Raw genomic sequence first — 19,296 nt, forward strand, 5'->3', positions numbered from 1 at the left:
TTCGTCTATTCCCTACAAAGGGCCGCGGCGCAGACGCTTTTGACTTCTGCCGGTCTGTGCTTCAGAGTGTGCGCCCTTCATAACAACATCCCCTGGTCCGGCCACTGCCTGCGCGCAGTCTGTCGCCGGAATGCCCGCTTTTTGTCTGTCGTAACGAGGTTTGCACACCATGAATGCAGTGATTGCCGCGGTCGGGCTCATGCTGATCCTGAGCCTGTCCCGTGTGCATGTGGTCATCGCCCTGATCATCGGCGCCCTGGCCGGAGGCCTGGTCGGTGGGCTGGGTATCGAGGGCACCCTCAAGGCCTTCAATGGTGGCCTGGGTGGCGGTGCCACGGTGGCGTTGTCGTACGCGCTGCTCGGCGCCTTCGCGGTGGCCATTGCCAAGTCCGGCCTGGCCCATGCCCTGGCCGATCGGGCCCTGGCGATGATCGATCGCCAGGGCCATGCCGACGGTGGCAAGATCAAGTGGCTGCTGATCGGCTTGATGCTGGTGGTGGCGGTGTCGTCGCAGAACATCCTGCCGATCCACATCGCCTTCATCCCGTTGCTGGTGCCGCCGCTGCTGTACGTGCTGACCCGCCTGCGCATCGACCGCCGGCTGATTGCCTGCGTGATCACCTTCGGCCTGATCACCCCGTACATGTTCCTGCCGGTCGGTTTCGGCAACATCTTTCTAAACGAGATCCTGCTGGCCAACGTCGCCCGCGCCGGCGTCGACGTGAGCGGGGTCAATGTCACCCACGCCATGGCCATTCCCGCCGCGGGCATGCTCGCCGGCCTGTTGCTGGCGGTGTGCTTCAGCTACCGCAAGAAACGTGATTACGACCTGGCGCGGATCGAGCAGGTCGAGCAGGTCAGCGTGCAGTACAACCCGGTGACCCTGCTGGTGGCCGGGGTGGCGATCGCCGCGGCGTTCATCATCCAGCTGTGGCTGGACTCGATGATCATCGGCGCGATGGTCGGCTTCCTGATCTTCTCGCTGTCGGGGATCGTGCGCTGGAAGGACACCGACGACCTGTTCACCGAAGGCATGAAGATGATGGCGATGATCGGCTTCATAATGATTGCTGCCTCCGGCTTCGCCGAAGTGATGAAGGCCACCGGCGAGGTGAAGAGCCTGGTGGAGACCTCGGCGCAATGGATCGACCACAGCAAGGGCATTGGTGCGTTGCTGATGCTGCTGGTGGGGCTGCTGGTGACCATGGGCATCGGTTCGTCGTTTTCCACCGTGCCGATCCTGGCGGCGATCTTCGTGCCGCTTTGCGTGCAGTTGGGCTTCGATCCGCTGGCCACCGTGTGCATCGTCGGTACTGCCGGTGCACTAGGCGATGCCGGTTCGCCGGCTTCGGACTCGACCCTGGGGCCGACCTCCGGGCTGAACGTGGATGGCCAGCACCACCATATCTGGGACACCGTGGTGCCGACGTTCCTCCACTACAACCTGCCGCTGCTGGCGTTTGGCTGGTTGGCGGCGATGACGCTCTGATTCCGAGGGGCCAGCGTGGGAGCGGGCTAGCCCCGCGATCACCGGCGCAGCCGGTGCCATATGACGCATCGCTCCCACGCGCCCCAGGAGAGCACAGGCCGCCTCTGATCAGCCGCGGGTCGGCGCCGGCACGATACGGTTGAGGACGGTGCTGCCGTCCTTGCTGCGGGTCAGGTATACCGGCAGCACCTTGGGCAGCGTGTCGACCAGGCGTTCCACCTCGCGGGTGCTGTAGATGCCACTGATGCGAATGTTGGCGGTGCTGTCGTCGGCCAGGATGAGCGGTTTGTCCAGGTAACGGTTGATCACCGGCAGCGCCTGGCCGAGGCTGAGGTTGTCCAGCACCAGCCTGCCGCTGCGCCAGGCCAGACTGTTGGCGTAGTCGTCGCTCTGGTTCAGTTCGGGTTCGAAATCGCCCTTGTGGTAGCTGGCCTGCATGCCCGGGCCAAGGCGATAGCCGCCGGAGCCGCCGCCGCTGCTGACCAGCACCGAACCTTCCACCAGCGTCACCTTGACCTGGTCCTGGTACTTCCACACGTTGAACTGGGTGCCGGTGACCCGGGTCTGGCCGTCGGCAGCGTGGACGATGAACGGGTGGCTGCTGTCGTGGGTGACCTTGAAGAATGCCTCGCCCTTGATCAGGGTGACCCGGCGCTCATCCTTGAAGTTCAGGAAGCGCAGCTCGCTGTTGAGGTTCAGCTCGACGCTGCTGCCGTCGCCCAGGCGTACCTGCCGCAGGTGGTCGCTGGCTTCGAAATGCTGGTAGCCATTGGGCAGCCAGCCCTGTTCCCAGCCGAGCCAGCCTGCCAGCGGCAGGGCGAGCAGGGCGATGGCCGCGGCGGAGGCGAACGGGCGCCAGTGGCGCGTCGCCGCCGGGCGCGGCACGGGCAGCGGGATCACCTGGGCGGTGCGCGGCAGCAGATCGGCGGTGTCCCAGATTTCCAGCATCGCCTGGTATTCCTCGGCATGCCGCGGGTCGGCAGCCAACCATTGGCCGAACGCCTCACGCTCGGCCGCCGTGCAATCGTCGGCGTGCAGGCGCATGCACCAATGCGCGGCGGCATCGGTGATTGCATCGTCTTCGCTTGGAATGTGGCGGTCCTGATTCATCGCGGCTCCCGGTTTTGCGGCATTCTACCCCCGGGCGGGGGGTTCCGAGAACGAGTTAATGGCGAATGACTATCAATTGTGCAGTTTTTCGTCGTATCTGCGGTTGGGTTTCATCTGCGACAGGGCAGGGGACTTCGTGGGCGTCGACCAGGGCGGTAGCGCCAAGCCTTGACTTTTTCTTGCGCCACACGCTAGTTTCCCAGCCCATGAACCTATTCCCGCAGTACAGCGCCCTCAGCATTATTACCGCCATTATCAGATTGGCGGGCTAGCGCACACATGCACTGAACCCGCCCTGGAGGCGGGTTTCTTCTCTCTGACTCCTGGGCACGACAAAAAAACCAGGAGTCATCGATGACCAGCCTCAGCGCCACCCCTCGTACCCCGGCAACCCCCCAACAACTGCTGTCCGAGCAAGTGCGTCGGATTCTCTCGGCGCCGGTGTACGACCTGGCCATCGAAACCCCCTTGCAAGCGGCGCCGGCCCTGTCGGCCAGCCTGGGCAACCAGGTCCTGCTCAAGCGCGAAGACCTGCAACCGACGTTCTCCTTCAAGATCCGCGGCGCCTACACCCGTCTGTCACGCCTGACACCCGCACAGCGCGCCCGCGGCGTGATCACCGCTTCGGCCGGCAACCATGCCCAGGGTGTGGCCCTGGCCGCGTCGCACCTGGGCATCAAGGCCACCATCGTCATGCCGACCACCACACCCTCGCTCAAGGTCGAAGGCGTGCGCTCACGGGGCGGCCATGTGGTGCTGCACGGCGAGAGCTTTCCGCACGCATTGGCCCACGCCCTGCAACTGGCCGATCGCGACGGCGCCACCTTCGTACCGCCGTTCGACGACCCCGATGTCATCGCCGGGCAGGGGACCGTGGCCATGGAGATCCTGCGCCAGCACCCGGGCCCGTTGCATGCGATCTTCGTCCCCGTCGGCGGCGGTGGCCTGATCGCAGGGATCGCCGCCTATGTCAAGTACCTGCGCCCGGAGGTCAAGGTGATCGGCGTCGAACCGCAGGACTCCAACTGCCTGCAGGCCGCCCTGGCCGCAGGTGAGCGGGTGATCCTGCCGCAGGTCGGTACCTTCGCCGACGGTGTGGCGGTGGCGCAGGTGGGGGCGCACTGCTTCGAGCTGTGCCGCCACTTCGTCGACGAGGTGGTGACGGTCGGCAGCGACGAACTGTGCGCCGCGATCAAGGACATCTACGATGACACCCGCTCGATCACCGAGCCTTCCGGCGCCCTGGCGGTGGCCGGCATCAAGCGCTACGTGGCCCGTGAAGGGCTGCAAGGGCAGACCATGGTCGCCATCGACTCCGGCGCCAACGTCAACTTCGACCGCCTGCGCCACGTGGCCGAGCGCGCCGAGTTGGGCGAGCAGCGCGAGGCGATCATCGCCGTGACCATCCCCGAGCGCCCCGGCAGTTTCCGCGCGTTCTGCCTGGCCCTGGGCAAGCGCCAGATCACCGAGTTCAACTACCGCTACTACCCAGGCAAGGAGGCACGCCTGTTCGTTGGCGTGCAGACTCACCCGCAGCAGGACCCGCGGCAACAGTTGCTGGCCAGCCTGGGCGAACAGGGCTACCAGGTGCTCGACCTGACCGACAACGAACTGGCCAAGCTGCACGTGCGCCATACCGTCGGCGGTCACGCGGCACCCGGCGCCGGTGAGCGCGTGCTGCGCTTCGAATTCCCCGAGCGCCCGGGGGCATTGCTGGGCTTCCTCGAGCGCCTGGGCAAGCGCTGGAACATCAGCCTGTTCCACTACCGCAACCATGGCGCGGCACAGGCACGGGTGTTCGCCGGGCTGGAGGTGCCCGAGGACGAGTTGGCCGGGTTGCCACGGGCACTGGACGAGATGGGCTACCAGTACTGGGACGAGACGGAGAATCCGGCCTATCGGTTGTTCATGGGGTAGGCCGGGTTGCGCTGGATCAATGCCCACCTGCCCATTCCGGCGGATGCTGAAAACCTACCGTCAGCTTGAGAGGACCCCGGCCATGAGCAGCACGTTCTTCATCCCCGCCGTAAACATCATGGGTATCGACTGCCTTGAAGAGGCGATGGCGGCGATTGCCGGCTATGGCCTGCGCAAGGCGCTGATCGTCACCGACGTCGGACTGGCCAAGGCCGGTGTGGCCGAGCGCATCGCCGGCATGCTGGCCATGCGCGACATCGATTCGCGGGTGTTCGACGGCGCCAAGCCCAACCCGAGCATCGCCAACGTCGAAGCGGGCCTGGCGATGCTGCGCCGCGAGGGCTGTGACTGCGTGATCTCCCTGGGCGGTGGCTCGCCCCACGACTGCGCCAAGGGCATCGCGCTGTGCGCCACCAACGGCGGGCATATCAGCGACTACGAGGGCGTCGACCGCTCGAGCAAGCCGCAGCTGCCGCTGATCGCGATCAACACCACGGCGGGCACCGCCAGCGAAATGACCCGCTTCTGCATCATCACCGACGAGGCGCGCCACGTGAAAATGGCCATCGTCGACCGCAACGTCACGCCGATCCTGTCGGTCAACGATCCGGCGCTGATGGTCGGCATGCCCAAGGGGCTCACCGCGGCCACGGGCATGGATGCGTTGACTCATGCCATCGAGGCCTATGTGTCCACCGCGGCCACACCGATCACCGATGCCTGCGCGCTCAAGGCCATCAGTCTGGTCAGTGCCAACCTGCGCCAGGCGGTCGCCGACGGCGGTGACCTGGTAGCGCGGGAGAACATGGCCTACGCCCAATTCCTCGCGGGCATGGCGTTCAACAATGCCTCGCTGGGCTATGTGCATGCCATGGCTCACCAGTTGGGTGGCTTCTACGACTTGCCCCATGGTGTGTGCAACGCGGTGCTGCTGCCCCATGTGCAGCGCTTCAATGCCAAGGTCAGCGCCGCGCGCCTGCGTGATGTGGCCAAGGCCATGGGGGTGAAGGTCTGCGCGCTGGACGCCGAGCAGGGGGCCGGCGCTGCGATTTCGGCCATCGAGCACCTGGCGGCGGCCATTGGCATCCCGGCCGGGCTGGCGGAACTGGGGGCCAAGGTCGAGGATGTGCCGGTGCTGGCGGTCAATGCGTTGAAGGATGCCTGCGGGTTGACCAATCCACGGGTGGCCAGCCAGGTGGAGATCGAGGCGATCTTCAAGGCGGCGTTCTAGCCTTTAGGTGATCACCGATAAGGGATGTGCGTCTGTGGAACCGAGCGCCGCCCGCGCGGCGCATCGCGGATGAATCCGCTCCTACATTTGCTGCAACGTGCCGAACCTGTCAGGCCATGGTTGCCAGCCTTGGCGCAGGGCTTGAGATAGGTGGGGGCGGCGGCAATGCCCACCGAAACATCGCGTCGAGCGGACGAGGCTTACAACCATGGCCTATCAGGCATGGCCACGTTGCAACAGATGTAGGAGCGGATTCATCCGCGATGCGCCGCGCGGGCGGCGCTCGGTCTAACAGACACCCCATACCTACAGCTGAACACCGCAAAGCTCCTGAGAATCTATAAATCAGCGTTCGCGCATGAAGAACCCGGCCACATATTTGCGGAAGGTGTCCAGGCTCTTGAAGTCGGCGTAGCGCTTGAAGTTCTCGGTATCCGGCTCCGGCCCGATCGGTTGCTCCAGCAGCGATACCGACAGCACCCGGTCCTGGTCCGAGGTCAGCACCAGTTCATCCATCACTTGGCCGCCAATCACCGGACGGCGCATCAGCACCTTGACGCCCTTGCCGGCCATCCAGTCGATCAGCGACACCAGCGCCTTGAGCGGTTCGCGTTCTTCGTCGCGGTACACCGGGAACAGGTGCCCGCGCGACAGCACCGGCACGCTGGCGACGTGGATCAGTTCGTAGAAATGGCTGCCGGCGGTGGCCGGCGAGTACAGCGCCAGGGCTAGCAGTGGGCCGCTGGCGCGGTTGCCGCCCCAGTACTGGTGGTGGCCCTGGAAGTCGAATCCGTCCTCGCTGCGGTTGTTGAACAGCTTGCGCCCCTTGACCTGGTCCACGCAGTCGAGCAGCAGGCCATGCCGGCGGTGGTTGCCGAACACCGTGGCCTCGCGCAGGCGTGCCTTGAGCATCATCATGTGCTTCATGTCCAGGCGGGTTTCCAGGTAGTTGCTGGCAGGTACCCGCTCCAGCAGCGGGTAGCGGCTGGCGACAGTGCGCAGGTCGGCGAACTGCGCGGTGAGGTCCTTTTTCAGGTGGCTGGCGTAGACGTTCAGGCCACTGGCCTCGATCCAGGTCAGCAGCAGCGACAGCAGGCGCTGCTGCTCGCGGCGCTCGCCGGGCTCGCGGGACGTTGCGGGTGTTTCGCCGTCACTGGCGCGGCGATAGTCGCAGAGCAGGCGCAGTGGCGCATCCGGCGCCAGCCAGGCCGCTGGCGCGGCGCTTTCCTCGGCACGTTCGCCGGCCTCACGCTCATCCTTGCTGAACGGGCAGCCTGGGGTGTGCTCGGGAGTTTCGGGGTTGTTGCGCAGGAACAGGGTGCCGGTGCTGCCGTTCAACGAGACGTTGAGCACCGGCAGGGCATCCTTGCGGCAGTCGCAGGCCAGCCATTGGTTGGCGCTGCGTATTTTCATCAGCCATTGGTTGGCCTGCAGCAGGCGGGGGCCGGTGAGGGTGCCGTAGGCGAAGCCCACCAGCAATTCGTCCTCTGCCGGGGTCAGGCTGCGCACCAGGGCGCCGGATTTTTCGATGATTCGCATTGAGGGGCAGCTCCAAGCTACAAGCCCCAAGCTTCAGGCAAAGCGCGGCGGCTTTCAACTCGAAGCTTGCAGCCTGGGGCCCGCCGCTCACTGGCCGCCGAACATTTTGGCGGCGCGGGCGCGGATTTCCTCGGGGCTGAGGTCTTCCTTGTGGGTGGAGACGAACCACAGGTTGTTGAACGGATCCTTCAGGGTGCCGCTGCGGTCGCCGTAGAACTGGTCCTGCACCTCGCGTACTGCTGTAGCGCCGGCGCGCAGGGCCTGGGCATAGACTTTGTCGCAATCCTCGACATACAGGTGCAGGCCGACCGCCGGCGTCTCGATGGTCTCGCTGGGCTTGAGGCCGCCCTCCATGTCGCAGGGCGAGCCGAGCATCAGCGAGGAGTCGCCGATTTTCAGTTCGGCATGGCCGATGCTGCCGTCAGGGCCTTCGAGGCGGAACATTTCCATGGCGCCGAAGGCGCTCTTGTAGAATTCGATGGCCTTGGCGGCGTCCTTGATGCCGAGGTATGGGGTCAGGCTGTGCTGGCCTTCGGGGATGGGCTTGGCTGCCATTTGCGTAATCTCCTTTCACGTGGGGTGGGTTGCAACGCCTTGGTGATTAGAGTCGTCTACGCGGGAGGAAAATCGACTGTCGCCTTATATCGTTTGTCTCTAAAAAAGCGAATGGGCCGCGATGCGGCCCGATTTGCTCGGCAGCGTCAGAATATGTAGTCGGTGGTCAGGAAACTCGACTGCCGGTTGCGGATGATCTCGCTGATCAGTTCTTTGTTGGCTTCCTGGAACTTGGTCGCCACCAAGGTGCGGATGGAGAACACGCGCAATGCGTCATGCACCGACAAGGTCCCTTCGGCACTGTTCTTGCGGCCGTTGAACGGATAGGTATCCGGGCCGCGCTGGCATTGGGCGTTGAGGTTGATCCGGCCGACCTGGTTGGCGAAGGTATCGACCAGCGCGCCAATGGTCTGCGGGTCGTTGCCGAACAGGCTCAGCTGCTGGCCGTAGTCGGAATCGAGCACGTAGTCGATCACGCTCTGCAGGTCGCGGTAGGGCACCACGGGCACCAGCGGGCCGAACTGTTCCTCGTGATAGACGCGCATGTCCTGGCTGACCGGGTAGAGCAGCGCAGGGTAGAAGAACGAGCCGCGGCTTTGCCCACCACCTTCGTTGAGCACCCGGGCGCCCTTGGCGGTGGCGTCGGCCACCAGTGCGTCGAGGTAGTCGAGCTTGCCGGGTTCCGGCAGCGGCGTCAGCGCCACGCCGGGCTCCCAGGGCATCCCGGGCTTGAGCGCGGCGAGCTTGCGCTGGAATTTGTCGAGGAATGCCTCGACCACGTCCTCGTGCACGAACAGGATCTTCAACGCGGTGCAACGCTGGCCGTTGAACGACAGGGCGCCGGTGACGGCCTCTTCGACGGCGTTGTCGAGGTCGACCTGGGGCAGGACGATGCCGGGGTTCTTGGCGTCCAGGCCCAGCGCCGCGCGCAGGCGGTGCGGGCGTGGGTGGAGCTTCTTCAGGTCGCTGGCGGCCTTGTGGGTGCCGATGAAGGCGAACACGTCGACCTTGCCGCTGGCCATCAGTGCGCTGACGGTCTCGCGGCCGCGCCCGTAGATGACGTTGATCACCCCAGGCGGGAAGCTGTCGCGGAAGGCTTCGAGCAATGGGCGGATCAGCAGCACGCCGAATTTGGCGGGCTTGAACACCACGGTGTTGCCCATGATCAGCGCCGGGATCAGCGTGGTGAAGGTTTCGTTGAGCGGGTAGTTGTACGGGCCCATGCACAGCGCAACGCCCAGCGGTGCGCGGCGGATCTGGCCAAGGGTGCCCTGCTCGAGCTCGAAGCGGCTGGAGCGACGGTCGAGGTCCTTGAGCGCCTCGATGGTGTCGACGATGTAGTCGCAGGTGCGGTCGAACTCCTTCTCCGAATCCTTGAGGTTCTTGCCGATCTCCCACATCAGCAGCTTGACCACCGCCGTGCGCTGCTCGCGCATGCGCGCCAGGAAAGTTTCGACATGCCCGATACGCTCGGCCACGCGCATGTTCGGCCAGGCGCCGCGGCCCTTGTCGTAGGCGGCCACGGCCGCGTCGAGCGCGGTGAGCGCCGTGTCGGCGTCGAGCAGGGGGGCACTGCCGAGGATGACCTGGCGCTCACTGTCGCCTTCCTTGAGCCAGACCGGGCTGCGCACGGTAGCCAGGGGGCCGGCCCAGTGCCGCAGTTCACCGTTGACCAGATAGTCGCGTTGCTCCAGGGGGGCGGCGAGGCGCCAGGCTTCGGGGATGTCCTCGAGGGCGGGAAACAGCGAGTCGAGCAGACGGTCCATGGGTACTGCACCTCTCAAATCCGGATGATGAAACGCTTCAGCTTGCGAGCATGCGCCGACCTCCGGAAAATTACCAGTCCGGCGCCGTCGTTGCCGATCACTCCTCGAATGGCGGCGGGAGCGCCTTGGCCTCCAGCAGCCTCATTGCGCCGATCGCCAGGCCATAATCCATGGCTCGCGGATCTGCACAGGTGCGCCGCCATTGCCACAGCCGGGTTTGATCGTAGTCTGGCAGATCCGCTGCATTCGTTGGCGCAGTACATCGACACCTCTGGCGCCGGGCCAAGGTCGCCAGCGACCCGGCGCGGGGTTGGGCAGCCGCTGCCAGTGTTCGGGCGTGGCTTCCCGCGCCCAGGCCGGCAGGCATCGCTCAAGAATAGATTGGTGCGGGTTGGAGGTATCCGATGTCCTGTTTGGTTCCTCGCAAAGCTCGCATCAGAGCAGTCGTGATGGCACCGACGGTGGTGCAGATGCATCCCGGCCCGCGGGTTGGGAAAACAGGCCTCAATATTGGCCGCGCAACGCCGATAACTGCTAAATCGACTGCCATCGCCTGCCTATGACCATTCCCCAGCATTCTCCTGAACCTACGCATCTGCCATCCGGCACCGTGCGGCACACGCTCAACCGCCTGTTGCCGGTCGGTCTTGCCCTGGTGGGCATCGGCCTTTCGGTCGCCCTGGGTCACCTCGACGCGCAGCGCGAGCGCAGTGAGCAACTGGGCAACCTGGCAGCCCACCTGGCGGGGATGCGGGGTGCGCTGGAGGCGCAGCTGGGCGCGGCGTTCGGCGAGGCCGAAGGCATCGCCCAGCTGATCAGTGCCGACGGCGGCATCAGCCCCGCGCATTTCCATGGCATGGCCCGCGATGCCTTGCAGTCGGTGCCGTACATGCGCCATATCGCGCTGGCGCCGGATGATGTGATCAGCGATGTCTACCCGTTGTCCGGCAACGAGCGGCTGATCGGGCTGGATTACCGCCAGTTGCCGGAGCAGTTTCCCTTGCTGCGCTCGGCCCGCGAGCATGCCCAGCCGGTGCTGGCCGGCCCGCTGCAGCTGTATCAGGGCGGGCGGGCGTTGATCTACCGGCGGCCGGTGTTCGTCACTGGCAACCGCGGCGTGCGTTTTTACTGGGGCAATGTCTCGATCGTTGCCGATATCGACCGATTGCTGCACACGGCGGGGCTGCGCCCGGACACCGAGTTCGAGCTGGCCGTGCGCGGGGGCGATGGCAAGGGCGCCGAAGGCGCGCTGATCTGGGGCGACCCACGGCTGTTCGACGAGCCGCAGGTGAAGATGACCGTGGAGGTGCCGGGCGGCCTCTGGCAATTGGTCGCCGCGCCACGGGGTGGCTGGTCGGGGCTGGACTTGTTCGGCTCGCCGCTGTTCCTGTTCGCCTTGAGCTGCACGGGTGTGTTCAGCCTGTTTGTCGCGCAGCTCAATCGCAAGCAGCGTCTGCTCGAGCAACGCAATCGCGAGCTGCAGCGCTACCAGGCCCAGCTCGAACGCCTGGCCCACTACGACACCATCACCGGGTTGCCCAACCGCATCCTGTTCCAGCAGCAACTGAGCACTGCCATTTTACAGGGCCATGGCCTGGCGGTGCTGATGCTCGACATCGACGGTTTCAAGCAGGTCAATGACAGCCTGGGGCACCCGATGGGCGATCTGCTGCTGCAGCAGGCGACCGCACGCTTCCTGCAGGAGCTCGACAGTCAGGACCGGCTCTGCCGCCTGGGCGGCGACGAGTTCGTGTTCATGCTGCAAGGCGCCCAGGGGCAGGTGAGCCAGCAGGTCCGCGCCTTGCTGCGTTGCCTGCAGCGGCCATTCGACCTTAATGGCAACGCCGCCCTGGTTACTGGCAGCATTGGCCTGGCCTGGTGCCCGCAGCATGGCGAGGACGCCGACAGCCTGTTGCGCCATGCCGACACCGCCATGTACGCCGCCAAGGAGGCCGGCCGCGATGCCTGGCGGCCTTATCACCCGGACATGACCGAGCGCCTGCAGCAGCGCCTGGAGCTGGAGCGCAATCTGCGCCGGGCGCTGGAGCACAACGAGTTCGAGCTGTGGTACCAGCCCAAGGTTGACCTGTTCAGCGGGCAGCTGGAGGGCGTCGAGGCGCTGTTGCGCTGGCGCGACCCGGAGCATGGCCTGATCTCGCCCGGTGAGTTCATCCCCCTGGCCGAGCGCACCGGGTTGATCATCCCGCTCGGCGAGCGGGTGCTGGAACTTGCCTGCGCCCAGTTGGCCGAATGGCGCGCCAGTGATGGCCTGCCCGGGCCGCTGGCGATCAACGTAGCGGCCCTGCAGATTGAGCGCAGCGACTATGTGACCAGCCTCGCCTCGGCGCTGGAGCGCCACGGCCTGCCGGCCAACCTGCTGGAGGTGGAGATCACCGAGAGCCTGCTGATGGAAAGCCAGCAGCAAGCCTGCGCGGTGCTGGCGCAATTGCAGGCCATGGGCGTGGCCACGGCGGTGGACGACTTCGGTACCGGTTATTCGTCACTGGCCTATCTGCGCGCGCTGCCGATCGACCACCTGAAGATTGACCGGGCCTTCATCAAGGACCTGCCCGCAGACGACGACGCGGTGGCCATCGCCAGGGCGATCATCGATCTCGGGCATGCCCTGGGGTTTCGCATCACCGCCGAAGGCATCGAGACTCAGGAGCAGTACGATTTCCTGCGCCACGCCGGTTGCGACCAGGGGCAGGGCTTTTTGCTCGGGCGGCCGATGCCGGCCGAGGCACTGCGCGGCTGGCTGGCCGACAACCACGAGCGCCGGCATCGGCCGCCGGGGCGCTAGCGGGTGGGCTTTCAACCCATCTCCTGGATGCCCAGGCTCGCATACCCCACCCGTGGCACCTGCCCCAGGCGCTGCTCGACCAACGCCAGCAGCGATTCGCCGCTGGCCAGGTAGGCATCGCCGAAATCGTGCCCGCCCAGCGCGCTGGGATGGGCGACTACCTCCAGCACGCCGTGTGCGGGGGCCAACCCGGCCTTGAGGTCGGCCGGGGTGCAGACGAAGTCGGCGGTGCTTCCGGCGAGCTGGCGCAGGCGCCGGTTGAGCAGGCTCTTGAACATGCGCTTGGCCGGCCCGATGTTGTGCCCCACATTGCGTGCCAGGCGGATCGGCACCCCTTGGACGCGGGCGAAGCGGGCGACGATGACGCCCACTGGCCAGATGTTGTGCACGTGCTGGTGCGAGTCCAGGTGGCTTGGCATCAGGCCATGATCCAGGCAGTGTTTCCACTGGGCCTCCAGTTCCGCTTCCACGGCGGCCCGCTCGCGGCGCGACAGGTGCAGGGTGCGTTGCTTCAGGCGCAGGTCGAACTCGCCATGGGGCGTGCAGAAGCGCGGCTCGGCGAGGATCGCCTGGCTCAGCGGGCGGCCGTAGGTGAGGTTGAAGTGCAACCCCACCCGTCCCTTGAGCGCCGGCTGCTGGGCCAGCATGCAGGCGGTGGCGAAGGCCGGCATGTTGGCCATGGCCGTGGCCGAGCTGATCAGCCCGGCCTGGAAGGCATGCAGGATGACTGCGTTGGTGTGGGCGCTGAGGCCGAAATCGTCAGCGTTGACTATGACCTGGGATGGCATCCGGGCGCTCCTGTGGCGGGGTGGGGGCGACAACATCGGCTTCCTGGCGCGGCGAGCGTCTGCGCAGGCGTGGCTTGAACCAGTGCCAGCAGCGTAGCGCCAGACCCAGCAGCACGCCGTCGGGGCGCCAGCTGTAGCTGCTCAGGCGCCACTGTTCGACCTGGCCGGTCATGCGCTCGTGCAACTGGTGGCTGGAGTTGTCCAGGCTGACCCGCGAAGCGTCGACCCACTTCCAGTCTTCGTCCAGGCCCCAGTGAATCCATTCCTCCAGCAGCACGCGGCCACTGCCCAGGTCGCGGTACTCAGGAACGAAGGCCAGGTTGTAGTCGTACACCCGGCCGCGCTCCAGCAGGCCCAGGCGGTAACTGATGCAGCGCCCGTCCAGTTCCAGCAGCACCAGGCACACCAGGCCTTCGCCGGCCAGGGCGGTGAAGGCCTGGTACATCCATGGGCGACGCTGGGGGCCGGAGAAGATGCCGACCTCGTCGTCGCCTTTCCAGCTGGTCGCTTCGACGGCGCTGATGGCGTCGAGCAGTTCACCCATGTTCTCGGGAGTGGCCACGACCCGGCGCACGCTGGCACCGCAGGCCTTGATGCGTTTGCGCGCGCGGCGCAGCTTGTAGCGTGGGTCGCCGCTGACTTCCTGGCGGTCCTGTTCGTTGATGCGGTGCACCGGCACCCGGCAGGTCAGGCGCTGCTGCCAGGTGGAGCTGGCGCCGGCCCACTGGCGCAGCCAGCCATCGTGCTCGGCGCTGTCCGGTACTTCACTCAACTGCAGCAAGGCATGCGGTAGCCGCTTGCGTATGGCCTGCAGGACCTGGTCGGCATACAGCGCCGGCAGGTCGATGAGCAGGGCGATGCGGTCGCTCAGCGGGTATCCCAGGTGGCGCACCACCGGGGCGAACAGCGGGCCGAACGGTTCGCGGGCACGGATCAGCGGCAGGCACAGGCACAGGCGTTCGTCCTGGTAGCCGAGCAGGACCTGCAGCCGCTGGCCCGGCAGCAGGGCTGACTCGGCGGCGCGCAGCCAGCCGAGGTGGTTGAACGGCGTGCTGTCGGGCAGGCGCCTGCGCAGCGCCTCGTAGTCGGCGGCGGGAAAGTCGCCGGCGCGCAGCGAGGCGCACCATTTCAGTTGCAGGCCCATGGGGGTCAGCCCGCCGTGGCCGAGGAGGCCGGAGCCTCCGGCTTGCGCAACGGCTCGAGTCGCGAGGCGGTGTAGCGGCTTTCGCGGAAGAACTTCCAGCGGCCAAACAGGCAGTACACGTTCATGATCCGTCCTTGTTCCTGATAACCCATGCGCAGGTGCAGCTTGAGCGCCGGAATATTGTGCTGCTCGCACACGTCCACCACCTTGGTGCAGCCCTGGGCGGCCATGGCCTTCCACAGTTCCAGCTGCAGGTCCACCGACAGCTCGGTACCCCAGTATTTGCGGATCAGCTCGCCGCCGAACTCGAAGAACTCCCCCGGCCCGACCGGGAACCAGCAACCGTAGTAGTGACGGTCGTGGTAATGGCGGCTGCTGCCCCAGATGAATGCCACGGCGTCGTTGTCGTCGTCGAGGAACATCAACCCGGTATGGCCTTCGGCGGCCAGCTCGCGCATGGTCTCGACGCGGTCGCCGAAGTGGCGGGCGAAGGCGCGCACGTTATGCACGGTGATGTGCTCGACCCGCAAGGTGCCGTAGGGCTTGAGCCGGTGCGGCGGCACCGGGCTGACCAGGTCGCGCTCCATCCACAACAGTTCCCAATGATAGAAGACGTAATGCCGGAAGGCGCTACGGCAGGTGGCTCGCAGTCCCTTGCGCTTGATGCGGTCCTGGATCTTGGTGAATGCGGTCATCGTGCCTCCTGGGCATGGCTGATCGAGGTGCGTCTCATGACGCGCTCCAGGTCAGGGCGAATACGGTCTGCCCTGGCAGTTGAAAATGGATCTGGCCATCGGTGCAGCTGAAGCTGGCGCGGCGGCTCTGGTTGTCGGGGCCGAACAGTTCGAGCTGGCCGCTGGGGCAGCCGCCGAGGGTCAGCGTCACCTGCTGCAGGCGCTCGGCCTTGTTCACCCCCAGCAGGCTGCGCTGGTGCTGGCGGGCCATGGCCAGGGCATCGACCTCGAAGGCGTCGTTGTCCAGGGCCAGCACCTGGTCCAGCCAGTGGCGCTGGATGAACTGCTGGGCCAGGCCTACCGGCTTGAGTTCGTAGCGCTGGCCGCCGGCATCGCGCAGCATGCCCTTGGGCCATTCGGGCTCGTCGGCGACATGGAACCAGTTGAGCATGTCGAGCAGGCCGTCACTGGCGGCGTTGATCACCACCGAGGCCCACCACAAGCCGGCGTAGTGGGTGTTCTGCTCGTAGGGGCTCAGGCTCGAGCCGCTGGACAGGTTGGTCTGGTCCAGCAGCAGCGCCTTGCGCGGCCGCCCTTGGCCATCCAGGCCCACCAGCGCGGCAGCCTGGCGCACGCTGTCGCGGTAGCTGCGGGTGGCGAGCAGGTCGCGGACCATCCATTCGTGCCAGGCCAGGGCGTCGATCTGCGCGCCTTGCTCGGCCAGCAGGCGCCGCGCCCAGTCGATGCCGCGGCGCTGCTTGCCGTCGTCGGTGAAAGGCCCGCCGAGCAGGCGCGAGGAGGCCGGCATGGCGATGCGCACGCCGGCCTCGTGGGCACCGGGATACTCGCGCACGCGTTTGGCCAGGGCCTGGAAGAAATCGCGGTAGCTGGCGTAGTCGCGGTAGTTGAGATTCGGCTCGTCGGCGAAGGCCAGGTAGTGAGTGCCCTTGCCGCCCAGGGCTTTGGTCGCCTCGAGCCATGCGTCCAGCCCGTCCGTGCTGGTACGGTCGCTGCGCAGGTCGGCGACCCGGGCGCTGCCGGCCAGCAGGGTGATGTCCTGGAGAATGCCGAAGCGCTGCTGATAGAGCTTGCGCCAGGCGTTTTCGAAGTCCGGCTGGCGTTGCAGTACGTCGACGAAACTGTAGAAGCCGGCGGCCTGGGGGCGCAGGGCATCCAGCGCGGCGAAGCTCGAGGCTGGTGGCAGCACGTAGGGCAGGGCGACGCCCAGCCGTGGGGTGGGGCCGAGGACCTTGTCACCCAAGGCAAGGGTTACCTGGCCCGGCAGTTGTGGCAGCTCGCCCAGGTCGGCGGCGCGCTGGGCGAACAGGTTGGCGCTGCCGTCGAGCCAGAACGCCGCCTTGCCGCTGCCCTGCAGGCCCAGTCGCCAGATCTCGTCACGGCCGCTGGCGGGCAGCGCCTGTTGATCGAAGCGCCAGTAGGCACGGTAGGGCTTGAGTGGTAGCTGGATGCGCCGGCCATCGCTCAGGCGTTCGGCGAACAGGCCATGCACGCCGCCGTGGTGCTTGCCGGCCAATACCGCCTGCTCGCCGGCCTTGACCCGGAAATACAGGGTAACGCCTGGTCCGACTTCAGCGCTGAAGTGCACCTTTGCCGGGGCGAACAGCGCGCGGGTGCTGTTGTCATGCTGGATGCGATAGTCACGGAAGCTGTAGCCGGGCACCTCCAGGCGATAAGCGCCGCCGCCCGCCGCCAACGGCCAGCGTTGCTCGCCGCGCACCTGCGCGGCTTCGATCCGCCGGTTGCCGGCCAGGCGGCCCTGGCCGTCCAGCAGGTACAGACGCTCGGCGTTGGCATCGGCCTGCCAGGCGGGCTGCCACTGGATACGCAGTTCGTCGGCGCGGTCGGGGAGCAGGTACAGGCTGCCGTCGCGGATGTCCGCCCACTGCACCGGCGCGGCGAACACGCCCTGCGCCAAGAGCGCGCCACACAGCAAGGCGGCCTTCATGCCGCCCTCCGCTGCAGCATCTGGCGCAGCGGCGCCAGGTCGGCGGGCAGGATGATCAGGGTCTGGCCCAGCGGCACGCCGCTGAGGCGGCAGTACAGCACCAGCATCGCCACGGTGACCGCCAGGTAGGCGATGGACGAAGCCGCGGCCGCGCCGACGATACCCCAGACCGGAATGAGGACGATGTTGAGCACCAGGTTCAGCGCGGCACCAGCGCCCATCATCAACGACACCGTGCCGGGACGGTTCTTGCCTAGCAGGTCCAGGCGCAGGATGCTGGCATAGCACAGTCCCAGCAGGCCCGGCAGCAACGCCAGCAGGGCCGGGTAGGCCGGGCCGTAGTCGGCGCCGAACAAGGTGACGATCAGCCAGTGGCCGATCAGCGCCATGCCCAGGCAGGCGCCGAGCATCACCGTGGCGGTCAGGCGCAGGGCCAGGGGAGTGATGCGCTCCATGCCGGCATCCTGCTGCAGCAGGCGCTTCATCAGCGGTGTGGTCACCGCCTCGGGGACGATCAGCAGCAGTTCGGCGGCGGCGCTGGCCATGGCGTAGTGGCCCAGGGCGGTGCTGCCGAGCAGCGCGCCGATGAACAGGTAGTCCGAGCGCAGGATCAACTGCTGGAACAACAGGTCGGGGTGGCTCTTGGCGCTGTAGCTGAGCAACTCACGCTGGCCACTGCGGTCCCAGCGCAGCGCCAGCGGGTACTGGCGGCGCAGCCACCACAGGCCCAGCGCCAGGACCAGGGCGATGCCGCACAGCCAGCTGATCAGCGCCGCTTCCAGCGCCTCGTCTCGCCACATCCAGAACAGCCCGAGGAACAGCAGCAGCGGCGCCAGCGACTCGGTCAGGCGCAGGGCGTTGAAGGCGCCGACGCCGCCGCTGGCGTTGTGCAGGGTCAGCAGGCCGCTCTTGAGCACGGTCATCGGCACCGCCAGCAGCAACAGCCAGGCCAGCAGGCCCAGTTGCACGGTGACTTCCAGGTCGGCGCCGAACTCGCGCACCAGGAATACGCAGGCCAGGGTCAGCACGCCGGCCAGCAGGCAACCGTAGACCAGCACCTGGGTCAGCAGCAGGCCCATGTCGCGCTGCTTGGCCGCCTGGTAGCCGACCGCGCTGTTCAGGCCGCCGCTGGTGGCGGCGCTGATCAGGTCGGGCAGGGTACTGAGCAGGGCGAACAGGCCGCGCTCGCTGGGCCCGAGGATGCGCGCCAACAGCACGTTGCGCAGCAGGCGCAGGGCGATCATCGCAAGCTTGGTGCCCATGCTCAGCGCCAGGTGGCGCAGGTAGCTGTTGCGGTTCATCAGCGTTCTCCACGACTGATGCGCCAGGCCAGCAGCGAGGGCCGGCTGGCATTGCGCTGGCTGACGCCGATGCGCGGCAGGGCCAGCGGATCGTCATGACCCTGGCAGATGCCCGGGCGAGTGCTCAGGGCGTAGGGGTAGCGATGCGCGGCGACCTGGGCCCGCACGCGCTCGTCGTGGTCGCCGTTGGGGTAGCAGTACACTGGCAGCGGTGCGCGGCAGCCTTGGTTGAGTGCCGCATGGCTGCGGGTCAGTTCTTCGTTGAGGCGATGGTCGTCCAGGTAGGGCAGCAGGGCATGGCTGGCGCCATGCGGGCCGAAACGCACCAGGCCTGAGTCCTCCAGGGCGCGCACCTGCTGCCAGTCCATGGCCTGGGGCAGCGACTCTGTCGGGCAGGCGTCGGTCAGCACGTGCAGGGCCTGGGGGCTCAGGCTCTTGAGGGTCTGCAGGTAGCGCGCCAGCACCAGGCTGCGGGCCTTGCTGTGGTCGTGCATGAAGTAGGCCGCCGGCAACGGTCGGCCGAGTTTGCGCAGGCGTTCGATCAGTTGCCGCCGGGCCTCTTCGCCATGGCTGCCCCACAGTGTCTCGCCGACGCTTTCCCACCAGAAACGCTGGCGGCTGCCGATGTAGTCGGTGGACAGGAAGATGCTTGCCGGCACCTGGTGACGCTGCAGCAGCGGGAAGGCGTTGACGGCGTTGTCGCGCCAGCCGTCGTCGAAGGTCAGGGCTACCTTGGGGCGGCAGTCGGCGCGGGGTTCCTCGTGGCTCTGCAGCAGGTCCATGAGGCTGACGCAGTCGAAATGCCGGGGCAGCCAGCGCAGCAAGCCCTCGAAGGCCCGCGGGCCGACGCACAGCTCGTTGCGGTGGGGCAGCGCGGCGCTGGCGTCATCGGCCAGCACCCGGTGCAGCATGAGGATCACCCCGGCGCCACGCAGCTCGGCGCGTCCGCGTGGCGAGTTGAAATAGAACCAGCCGCTGGCCTGCTTGATGTGGGTCTTGATCGGCATGTCCGT

General features: G+C 66.7%; 14 protein-coding genes. 4 read left to right on the forward strand and 10 right to left on the reverse strand.

The window, feature by feature from the left end; all coding sequences use genetic code 11:
- Nucleotides 1-169 precede the first annotated feature (169 nt).
- The gene (locus ACZ9C1_RS04670; RefSeq protein ID WP_102682302.1) at nucleotides 170-1,489 is read left to right on the forward strand and encodes a Na+/H+ antiporter family protein; all 1,320 of its coding nucleotides are present in this window, start codon (nucleotides 170-172) and stop codon (nucleotides 1,487-1,489) included.
- Nucleotides 1,490-1,597: 108 nt separating this feature from the next.
- On the opposite strand, the gene ACZ9C1_RS04675 is transcribed toward ACZ9C1_RS04670, so the two are convergent.
- Nucleotides 1,598-2,599: a FecR family protein gene (locus ACZ9C1_RS04675; RefSeq protein ID WP_457378104.1), complete on the reverse strand. Its 1,002-nt coding sequence runs from the start codon at nucleotides 2,597-2,599 to the stop codon at nucleotides 1,598-1,600.
- Between the two features lie 354 nt (nucleotides 2,600-2,953).
- Here ACZ9C1_RS04675 and ilvA point away from each other — a divergent pair, with 354 nt between their 5' ends.
- On the forward strand, nucleotides 2,954-4,516 hold the full coding sequence (gene ilvA / locus ACZ9C1_RS04680) for a threonine ammonia-lyase, biosynthetic (RefSeq protein WP_476253666.1): 1,563 nt from the start codon (nucleotides 2,954-2,956) through the stop codon (nucleotides 4,514-4,516).
- Between the two features lie 82 nt (nucleotides 4,517-4,598).
- Nucleotides 4,599-5,747 (forward strand): L-threonine dehydrogenase, encoded by a 1,149-nt coding sequence (gene yiaY / locus ACZ9C1_RS04685; RefSeq protein ID WP_457378106.1) that lies wholly within the window; start codon nucleotides 4,599-4,601, stop codon nucleotides 5,745-5,747.
- Nucleotides 5,748-6,092: 345 nt separating this feature from the next.
- On the opposite strand, the gene ACZ9C1_RS04690 is transcribed toward yiaY, so the two are convergent.
- From ACZ9C1_RS04690 to ACZ9C1_RS04700, 3 genes are all read right to left on the reverse strand, one after another.
- Nucleotides 6,093-7,286 carry a hypothetical protein gene (locus tag ACZ9C1_RS04690; protein ID WP_277503819.1) on the reverse strand — a complete coding sequence of 398 codons (1,194 nt, stop codon included), beginning with the start codon at nucleotides 7,284-7,286 and terminating at the stop codon, nucleotides 6,093-6,095.
- An 87-nt stretch (nucleotides 7,287-7,373) separates the two neighbouring features.
- Complete coding sequence (locus ACZ9C1_RS04695; protein WP_102682297.1) at nucleotides 7,374-7,841, reverse strand: VOC family protein; 468 nt, start codon at nucleotides 7,839-7,841, stop codon at nucleotides 7,374-7,376.
- A gap of 146 nt (nucleotides 7,842-7,987) precedes the next feature.
- A complete protein-coding gene (locus ACZ9C1_RS04700) occupies nucleotides 7,988-9,607 on the reverse strand; it encodes an NADP-dependent glyceraldehyde-3-phosphate dehydrogenase (RefSeq protein WP_277503824.1) in 1,620 nt (539 codons plus the stop codon).
- Between the two features lie 559 nt (nucleotides 9,608-10,166).
- Between ACZ9C1_RS04700 and ACZ9C1_RS04705 the strand changes: the two genes are divergently transcribed.
- Nucleotides 10,167-12,410 (forward strand): putative bifunctional diguanylate cyclase/phosphodiesterase, encoded by a 2,244-nt coding sequence (locus ACZ9C1_RS04705; RefSeq protein ID WP_277503826.1) that lies wholly within the window; start codon nucleotides 10,167-10,169, stop codon nucleotides 12,408-12,410.
- Between the two features lie 11 nt (nucleotides 12,411-12,421).
- Here ACZ9C1_RS04705 and ACZ9C1_RS04710 read toward each other — a convergent pair whose 3' ends face one another.
- From ACZ9C1_RS04710 to ACZ9C1_RS04735, 6 genes are read right to left on the reverse strand one after another with little or no spacing between them, the layout of a single operon-like run.
- On the reverse strand, nucleotides 12,422-13,198 hold the full coding sequence (locus tag ACZ9C1_RS04710) for a ChbG/HpnK family deacetylase (RefSeq protein ID WP_277503828.1): 777 nt from the start codon (nucleotides 13,196-13,198) through the stop codon (nucleotides 12,422-12,424).
- Nucleotides 13,170-14,342 (reverse strand): GNAT family N-acetyltransferase, encoded by a 1,173-nt coding sequence (locus ACZ9C1_RS04715; RefSeq protein WP_139670946.1) that lies wholly within the window; start codon nucleotides 14,340-14,342, stop codon nucleotides 13,170-13,172. The genes ACZ9C1_RS04710 and ACZ9C1_RS04715 overlap by 29 nt, the downstream gene beginning before the upstream one ends.
- Nucleotides 14,343-14,347: 5 nt before the next feature.
- Entirely contained in the window at nucleotides 14,348-15,037 is a 690-nt protein-coding gene (locus ACZ9C1_RS04720) for a GNAT family N-acetyltransferase (RefSeq protein ID WP_102682292.1), read from the reverse strand.
- Between the two features lie 34 nt (nucleotides 15,038-15,071).
- Nucleotides 15,072-16,982, reverse strand: coding sequence for a hypothetical protein (locus ACZ9C1_RS04725; protein ID WP_476253667.1), 1,911 nt, complete (start codon nucleotides 16,980-16,982; stop codon nucleotides 15,072-15,074).
- The gene (locus ACZ9C1_RS04730) at nucleotides 16,979-18,283 is read right to left on the reverse strand and encodes an oligosaccharide flippase family protein (RefSeq protein ID WP_476253668.1); all 1,305 of its coding nucleotides are present in this window, start codon (nucleotides 18,281-18,283) and stop codon (nucleotides 16,979-16,981) included. The genes ACZ9C1_RS04725 and ACZ9C1_RS04730 overlap by 4 nt, the downstream gene beginning before the upstream one ends.
- The gene (locus ACZ9C1_RS04735) at nucleotides 18,283-19,290 is read right to left on the reverse strand and encodes a polysaccharide deacetylase family protein (protein WP_111532370.1); all 1,008 of its coding nucleotides are present in this window, start codon (nucleotides 19,288-19,290) and stop codon (nucleotides 18,283-18,285) included. Before ACZ9C1_RS04735 ends, ACZ9C1_RS04730 begins: the two co-directional genes overlap by 1 nt.
- Nucleotides 19,291-19,296: the final 6 nt, after the last annotated feature.

Source organism: Pseudomonas sp. TE21435 (genome assembly GCF_056279265.1).

Bases quoted from the DNA above. Each gene is read 5' to 3' on its own strand.
- ACZ9C1_RS04725 (WP_476253667.1), bottom strand. From the start codon at position 16,982: ATGAAGGCCGCCTTGCTGTGTGGCGCGCTCTTGGCGCAGGGCGTGTTC.
- ACZ9C1_RS04715 (WP_139670946.1), bottom strand. From the start codon at position 14,342: ATGGGCCTGCAACTGAAATGGTGCGCCTCGCTGCGCGCCGGCGACTTT.
- ACZ9C1_RS04700 (WP_277503824.1), bottom strand. From the start codon at position 9,607: ATGGACCGTCTGCTCGACTCGCTGTTTCCCGCCCTCGAGGACATCCCC.
- ACZ9C1_RS04705 (WP_277503826.1), top strand. From the start codon at position 10,167: ATGACCATTCCCCAGCATTCTCCTGAACCTACGCATCTGCCATCCGGC.
- ilvA (WP_476253666.1), top strand. From the start codon at position 2,954: ATGACCAGCCTCAGCGCCACCCCTCGTACCCCGGCAACCCCCCAACAA.
- ACZ9C1_RS04695 (WP_102682297.1), bottom strand. From the start codon at position 7,841: ATGGCAGCCAAGCCCATCCCCGAAGGCCAGCACAGCCTGACCCCATAC.
- ACZ9C1_RS04670 (WP_102682302.1), top strand. From the start codon at position 170: ATGAATGCAGTGATTGCCGCGGTCGGGCTCATGCTGATCCTGAGCCTG.
- ACZ9C1_RS04735 (WP_111532370.1), bottom strand. From the start codon at position 19,290: ATGCCGATCAAGACCCACATCAAGCAGGCCAGCGGCTGGTTCTATTTC.
- ACZ9C1_RS04710 (WP_277503828.1), bottom strand. From the start codon at position 13,198: ATGCCATCCCAGGTCATAGTCAACGCTGACGATTTCGGCCTCAGCGCC.
- ACZ9C1_RS04690 (WP_277503819.1), bottom strand. From the start codon at position 7,286: ATGCGAATCATCGAAAAATCCGGCGCCCTGGTGCGCAGCCTGACCCCG.
- yiaY (WP_457378106.1), top strand. From the start codon at position 4,599: ATGAGCAGCACGTTCTTCATCCCCGCCGTAAACATCATGGGTATCGAC.
- ACZ9C1_RS04720 (WP_102682292.1), bottom strand. From the start codon at position 15,037: ATGACCGCATTCACCAAGATCCAGGACCGCATCAAGCGCAAGGGACTG.
- ACZ9C1_RS04730 (WP_476253668.1), bottom strand. From the start codon at position 18,283: ATGAACCGCAACAGCTACCTGCGCCACCTGGCGCTGAGCATGGGCACC.
- ACZ9C1_RS04675 (WP_457378104.1), bottom strand. From the start codon at position 2,599: ATGAATCAGGACCGCCACATTCCAAGCGAAGACGATGCAATCACCGAT.